The sequence below is a fragment of the Shigella sp. FC1967 genome, assembly GCF_001743005.1.
Classification (GTDB): domain Bacteria; phylum Pseudomonadota; class Gammaproteobacteria; order Enterobacterales; family Enterobacteriaceae; genus Proteus.
This window is the reverse complement of the sequence record NZ_MIIZ01000604.1, coordinates 1-6,555: the sequence shown is the minus strand read 5'-3', so window position 1 is coordinate 6,555 and position 6,555 is coordinate 1. Positions and strand designations below refer to the sequence as shown.

Genomic DNA, 6,555 nt, shown 5'->3' with positions numbered 1-6,555 from the left:
CAGCCCTAAGGCTGGTTTTTCTAAAGATGGTGCCCGAACTCGGAATCGAACCAAGGACACGGGGATTTTCAATCCCCTGCTCTACCGACTGAGCTATTCGGGCTAACGAGGCGCATTAAACCGTATTCAGCGGGATGCGTCAACGTCTTTTTAATAAAAAATGCAAAAATAAATTCGTTTGCCTTCTTTTTATTCTATTTAAGTTTAAATTTTCATCATAAGCTGTTTTTTAGTAAAAAATGCTTAAATAACAATCAGTAAAGATATTCACTTTTTTTGTATATCAAAGAGAAAACTTTCTCTTTTTTTGATGATTAAATTTGTTTTTTACGACTCAGCAGATAGAAATCGAGTTCAAGCAAAAAAGAGAGCATTTTTCTCGTTTCCTATTACCTAAAACTAACTTAATGCGCCATTTTTACGGCATTGAGCAATTTTAAGAATATCCTCCGCCAATAATTTTGCTGTAATAATATCATCAGCATGGTGATTCACCATTAAACGGCTTAAACAGCCTTCTAAGATGAGTTCCATCTGTTTGGCAACTAACTCACTATCTTCGATATCAAGTTCGCGTAGTAGTGTTCTAGAGTAGTCAAATGAACTTTGCTTTTGGCGTTGGCTTAATTGGTGAATTTGAGCGTGCTCATCAGGATAGGCGCTACAAGCCGCAACGAATAGACAACCAGGAAAACGGTTCTTTTCTAAACGTATCGCGAGTTGATCATAACGGGCGAGTAATTTTTGCTCGATAGTCAGATCTTCATTTAACATGACTTGGCGTTGCCAAATATCAATTTGCTGTCCATGGTGGCGCAAACAATCAAAAATCAAGGCGTCTCTATCTGGCCAGAAAGGGTGAAGATCAGATTCGTTGATACCCGAACCTTGAAGAAGCTCGGATAAAGTTGCCGCTAAGCCGTATTGTTCTAACTGGATAAGTACGTGGTCTAATAACGCTTCACGTTGCACGGAAATCTCCTTAAATCACGTTGTCGCGAGTACATCATAATTAGCAGACTTTAGCTAAAAATGAAAGCGAGGAGCGAGAGGCTAAAATGAAAATACCCCATCTTGCGACAGGGTATTTTCTTATTTTATTTTTTAAGCGTTAAGCGCTTTTTTTTTGCAATGTTTTAATTTTTTACTTCAGACTACAAAATCATACCGCCGAAGAGGAAACCAAATCCGACAGCTAATACCACACCAATAGTACCAGGAATAAAGAATGGGTGGTTGAAAACTAATTTGCCGATACGTGTTGTCCCAGTGTCATCCATTTGAACGGCTGCAACCAGTGTTGGGTAAGTTGGCAGAATGAACAGACCAGAAACCGCAGAGAAAGACGCGATAGCTGTTAATGGAGATACACCTAAAGCTAAAGCCATTGGCATTAACGCTTTTGCTGTTGCTGCTTGTGAATATAACAGTGCAGAACAGAAGAAGAAAATAACCGCTAATAACCAAGGATGACCAGTGATTAAATCACCCGCAGTCAGTTTGATCCAATCAATGTTGCTTGAAACGAAAGTATCACCTAACCATGCAACACCCAGAATACAGATACAAGCACTCATACCTGCTTTAAAGGTACTTGAGTTAAGGATGTTGTCAGTTTTAACTTTACAGAAAATAGTGATCAGAGTTGCAACACTCAGCATGATGATAAGAATAGCGTTAGTGGTGTTCATTAACGGTTCTTTCACAATGCCTAAGCTTGGGCTGTTGATGATTGCATAAGTAACCACACAGATAACACCCAGTAAGAACAGCATTACAGATGACTTAGCACCTGGTAATGTTTCTCTACGCTGTTTGCTATTGCGTAATTCAACTAAACCTTGTTCTAAACGCTCACGATAGACAGCATCATCAGACAGTTTTGAGTTAAATACCCAAGAGATGATGAATGACATCAGAATAATAGCAAGGAAAGTCGCTGGTAATAAAATAGATAACAGAGTGATATAACTTACTGTATTACCTTCACCGACCATTGCAGGGTTTTCCATGACTGATGCCATATAAACAACCGCAGCAGAAATAGGTGATGCTGTAATACCAATTTGTGCAGCAACGACACCTGTTGATAATGGGCGACAAGGTTTGATGCCTTGCTCTTTTGCAACCTCAGCAATAACGGGTAATGTCGCTAAAGAAATATTACCTGTACCAGCAAAGAGAGTTAATAAATAAGTCACAATAGGCGCAAGTATTGTGATGTATTTAGGATTACGTCTTAATAGTTTTTCTGTTTGATCAACTAAATAATCTAAACCACCAGCAACCTGCATCGCAGAGATTGCGGCAATAACAGCCATAATGATGGAGATAACATCAAAAGGAATTGAACCAGGTTTAACACCGATAGCAGCTAAAACTAAAACCCCTAAACCACCGGCAAACCCGATACCAATTCCCCCAAGTCTCGCACCGAGGAAAATGGCCAGCAGAACGATAATCAATTCTACGGCTAACATAGCGTTTACTCCTTGAGATAATTAAAAAAAATGAGAAAGATAAGTTAAATTTTTTGTTTTTACAATCAAGTAAAAAGGCACGTCTCTTAAAGAGTCCGTGCCTTGTATTTTTAAGAGCTCATTCTTATGTTTAACAGTGTCATGTTATAAAACACAATTATTAATCATCGAAGCGTTTTGCTTTGTAAGCCGGGTTTTTTAAGTTCTCAACAGAGAAGATATCATCCAGTTGTTCTTCGGTTAATAAACCGCGTTCTAGAACAACTTCACGTACGCTCTTACCAGTTTCTGCACAAATCTTACCAACGATGTCGCCGTTATGGTGACCAATGAACGGGTTCAGATAAGTAACGATACCGATTGAGTTAAATACAAAGTGTTCACAGATTTCTTTATTTGCAGTGATACCATCAACACATTTTTCTACTAAGTTACGGCAAGCGTTGCTTAATAGAGAGATTGATTCGAACATTGCTTGACCGATTGCTGGTTCCATTACGTTTAATTGTAATTGACCTGCTTCAGCAGCCATAGTTACACAAGTGTCATTACCGATAACTTTAAAGCAAGCTTGGTTAACAACTTCTGGAATAACTGGGTTTACTTTAGCTGGCATGATTGAAGAACCCGCTTGTAGTTCTGGAAGATTGATTTCTTTCAGACCAGCACGAGGACCAGAGGACAGTAAACGTAAGTCATTACAGATTTTAGACATTTTTACAGCTAAGCGTTTTAATGCGCCGTGTACCATCACATAAGCACCGCAGTCAGAAGTTGCTTCAATTAAGTCTTCTGCTGGAACACATGCTAAGCCCGTTACTTCTGCCAGTTTTTCAACAGACAGTTTTTGGTAACCTGGAGCTGTATTCAGACCAGTACCGATAGCCGTTGCACCTAAATTCATTTCTAACAGTAATTCAGCAGTGCGTTTCAGGTTTTTGATTTCTTCTTTCATCAGTACAGAGAAAGCGTGGAATTCTTGACCTAAAGTCATTGGTACAGCGTCTTGTAATTGAGTACGACCCATTTTCAGGATGTCTTTGAACTCAACCGCTTTTCTATCAAAACCTGCTTTCAGCAGCTCGATAGATTCAGTTAATTTGATAATAGAGTTATAAACCGCTACACGGAAACCACAAGGATAAGCGTCGTTTGTTGATTGGCTCTTATTGACGTGGTCATTTGGGTTTAGGTATTGGTATTCACCTTTTTGGTGACCCATTAGTTCCAGACCGATGTTTGCGATAACTTCATTGGTATTCATATTTAATGAAGTACCTGCACCGCCTTGGAATACATCAACTGGGAATTGATCCATGTGTTTACCTGTTTGTAATACAACGTCACAGGCTTTGATAATCGTATCAGCGATTTCGCGAGGAATAGTGTGAAGTTCTTTGTTTGCTAATGCCGCTGCTTTTTTCACCATTACCATACCGCGGATGAATTCTGGAACATCATTGATGGTACGATCACTGATGTAGAAGTTTTCAATAGCACGTAAAGTGTGGACGCCGTAGTAAGCATCAGCAGGAACTTCTCTTTTACCTAACAGGTCTTCTTCGATACGAGTTTTATTTGACATGAGAACCTTCTTATTAAAATTTTAACTGTCTAGTTATGCGCTTGTTAATAAAATATATCGTTAACGGTTAATAATGTAATATAACTTACCGTTTTGCTTGGTACTGACATGATCATATTCGGGTTGTGAACAAATACCTTTAAGCTGGATCACTTTATAAGTAAATAACGTTTAAATATTTTCTTTTTGTGATCTATCTCATGGATTTTACAGTTCTACTGCTGTTTTTAACGCCCCTTGAAAAGGAGTATTAGGCTCCCCATTATTATGTAGATAAACTAAGAAAAAAGCGAGTTTGTAAATCATCACCTTAGATGTAGTTCACACTCCTTTCTATTAATAATATGAATCTTTTTTTATAAAAAAGGAGAACCAAGTGCGTTGGCTCCCATTAATTGTTATCTGTCTTCTTATTTATATAGAAGCGGTTATTTTCGTCAATGTAGCCTCTTCTATTGGCGTTCTTACAACACTGTTTCTTGTGGTACTGACATCTTGTGTTGGTGTCTCACTGGTCAAAAATCAGGGCATAAAAAATATTGCTTCAATGCAACAAAAACTTGCTGTGGGTGAAGTGCCTGCGGCAGAAATGGTGAAAAGCGTTTCGTTAATACTGGCGGGTATTTTACTGTTGATCCCCGGCTTTTTTACGGATTTCTTAGGCTTGCTGTTGTTATTACCACCATTGCAAGCATTATTAGTGACGAAGCTGATCTCCCGAATTCAAGTTTATTCAGCGGGTCATGGCCAAAGTGGATTTTCTTCTCGTCAAAGTGGAACAACATTTGAAGGCGAGTTTCAGCGTAAAGAAGATTCACCAAGTAACCAGCTGAATAATAAGGCTGAAGATCAGGATAACGACCATTTTTCTGACAAAAAATAATTATCCGAAAGCATAATCAACTGAAATGGGGAAAATTTGAAAAAAAATCACACTTCTCCCCTTGAAGTTTTACTGGATGCCCCCACCTGTATCGACATGGTACTGGTTCATCTTGGGCACTGGTATCAACCTTAATCCTGATATGGACTTTTTTATAGGAGCACTATTAATGAAGATTCGTCCATTACATGACCGTGTTATTGTTAAACGTAAAGAAGTCGAAGCTAAATCAGCAGGCGGTATCGTACTGACTGGCACAGCGGCGGGTAAATCAACGCGTGGCGAAATTTTAGCCGTAGGTCAAGGCCGTATTATGGAAAACGGCGATGTTAAACCGCTGGATGTTAAAGTTGGCGATATCGTAATTTTTAACGATGGTTATGGCGTTAAAACAGAAAAAATTGATAACGAAGACGTGCTTATCATGTCTGAAAGTGACATTTTAGCAATTGTAGAAGAATAATTTTTCTCTTTTAAGATCTTCTTAAACTGAACGAATTCAAAGGAAATATACGATGGCAGCTAAAGACGTCAAATTCGGTGTAGATGCTCGTAATAAAATGTTACGTGGTGTTAATGTTCTTGCAGATGCAGTTAAAGTAACTTTAGGTCCTAAAGGTCGTAACGTTGTTTTAGATAAATCTTTTGGCGCACCGGTTATTACTAAAGATGGTGTGTCTGTTGCACGCGAAATTGAACTCGAAGATAAATTCGAGAACATGGGTGCACAGATGGTGAAAGAAGTTGCTTCTAAAGCCAATGATGCGGCGGGTGATGGTACTACAACTGCAACAGTATTAGCACAATCAATCATTGCCGAAGGCTTAAAAGCAGTCGCCGCTGGCATGAACCCAATGGATCTGAAACGCGGTATCGATAAAGCGGTTGTTGCCGCAGTTGAAGAACTGAAAAAACTGTCTGTTCCATGTTCAGATACTAAGGCGATTGCTCAAGTTGGTACAATTTCTGCTAACTCTGATGAAACCGTCGGTACACTGATCGCACAAGCGATGGATAAAGTAGGTAAAGAAGGTGTTATCACCGTTGAAGAAGGTACTGGCTTAGAAGATGAGCTAGATGTTGTTGAAGGTATGCAGTTTGACCGCGGTTATCTGTCTCCTTACTTCATCAACAAACCTGAAACGGGCACAGCAGAATTAGAAAACCCATTCATTCTGTTAGTTGACAAAAAAGTTTCTAACATCCGTGAATTACTGCCTGTCTTAGAAGGTGTTGCTAAAGCTAACAAACCTCTGCTTATCATTGCAGAAGATGTTGAAGGTGAAGCACTGGCAACATTAGTTGTGAACAACATGCGTGGTATCGTTAAAGTGGCTGCTGTTAAAGCACCTGGCTTTGGTGATCGTCGTAAAGCAATGCTGCAAGATATCGCAACATTAACTAACGGTGCTGTGATTTCTGAAGAAATCGGCATGGAGTTAGAAAAAGCGACATTAGAAGACTTAGGTCAAGCAAAACGCGTTGTTATCAACAAAGATACAACAACGATTATTGATGGTTTAGGTGATCAAGACGCAATCAGTGGTCGTGTATCTCAAATTCGTCAACAAATCGAAGATGCAACTTCAGATTATGACCGTGAAAAA

The 6,555-nt window shown here is 39.1% G+C and carries 6 protein-coding genes and 1 tRNA gene; 3 read left to right on the top strand and 4 right to left on the bottom strand.

Annotated elements, in window-relative coordinates:
• Nucleotides 1-27 precede the first annotated feature (27 nt).
• From BHE89_RS06840 to aspA, 4 genes are all read right to left on the bottom strand, one after another.
• Nucleotides 28-103: transfer RNA gene (locus BHE89_RS06840), tRNA-Phe, on the bottom strand.
• A 296-nt stretch (nucleotides 104-399) separates the two neighbouring features.
• A complete protein-coding gene (dicD, locus tag BHE89_RS06835) occupies nucleotides 400-972 on the bottom strand; it encodes a division control transcriptional repressor DicD (protein ID WP_069369771.1) in 573 nt (190 codons plus the stop codon).
• Between the two features lie 182 nt (nucleotides 973-1,154).
• Nucleotides 1,155-2,480, bottom strand: coding sequence for an anaerobic C4-dicarboxylate transporter (locus BHE89_RS06830; protein WP_069369770.1), 1,326 nt, complete (start codon nucleotides 2,478-2,480; stop codon nucleotides 1,155-1,157).
• A 160-nt stretch (nucleotides 2,481-2,640) separates the two neighbouring features.
• On the bottom strand, nucleotides 2,641-4,065 hold the full coding sequence (aspA, locus tag BHE89_RS06825; RefSeq protein WP_069369769.1) for an aspartate ammonia-lyase: 1,425 nt from the start codon (nucleotides 4,063-4,065) through the stop codon (nucleotides 2,641-2,643).
• A gap of 376 nt (nucleotides 4,066-4,441) precedes the next feature.
• Between aspA and BHE89_RS06820 the strand changes: the two genes are divergently transcribed.
• From BHE89_RS06820 to groL, 3 genes are all read left to right on the top strand, one after another.
• Entirely contained in the window at nucleotides 4,442-4,948 is a 507-nt protein-coding gene (locus BHE89_RS06820; protein ID WP_069369768.1) for an FxsA family protein, read from the top strand.
• Between the two features lie 169 nt (nucleotides 4,949-5,117).
• Nucleotides 5,118-5,411: a co-chaperone GroES gene (locus BHE89_RS06815; RefSeq protein WP_036914050.1), complete on the top strand. Its 294-nt coding sequence runs from the start codon at nucleotides 5,118-5,120 to the stop codon at nucleotides 5,409-5,411.
• Nucleotides 5,412-5,463: 52 nt separating this feature from the next.
• Nucleotides 5,464-6,555 (top strand): chaperonin GroEL (gene groL, locus BHE89_RS06810; RefSeq protein WP_128860367.1); only part of this gene is annotated, 1,092 nt, incomplete at its 3' end.

Excerpts from the sequence above, each read along its gene's own strand:
- BHE89_RS06830 (WP_069369770.1), bottom strand. The coding sequence starts at position 2,480 with ATGTTAGCCGTAGAATTGATTATCGTTCTGCTGGCCATTTTCCTCGGT.
- aspA (WP_069369769.1), bottom strand. The coding sequence starts at position 4,065 with ATGTCAAATAAAACTCGTATCGAAGAAGACCTGTTAGGTAAAAGAGAA.
- BHE89_RS06815 (WP_036914050.1), top strand. The coding sequence starts at position 5,118 with ATGAAGATTCGTCCATTACATGACCGTGTTATTGTTAAACGTAAAGAA.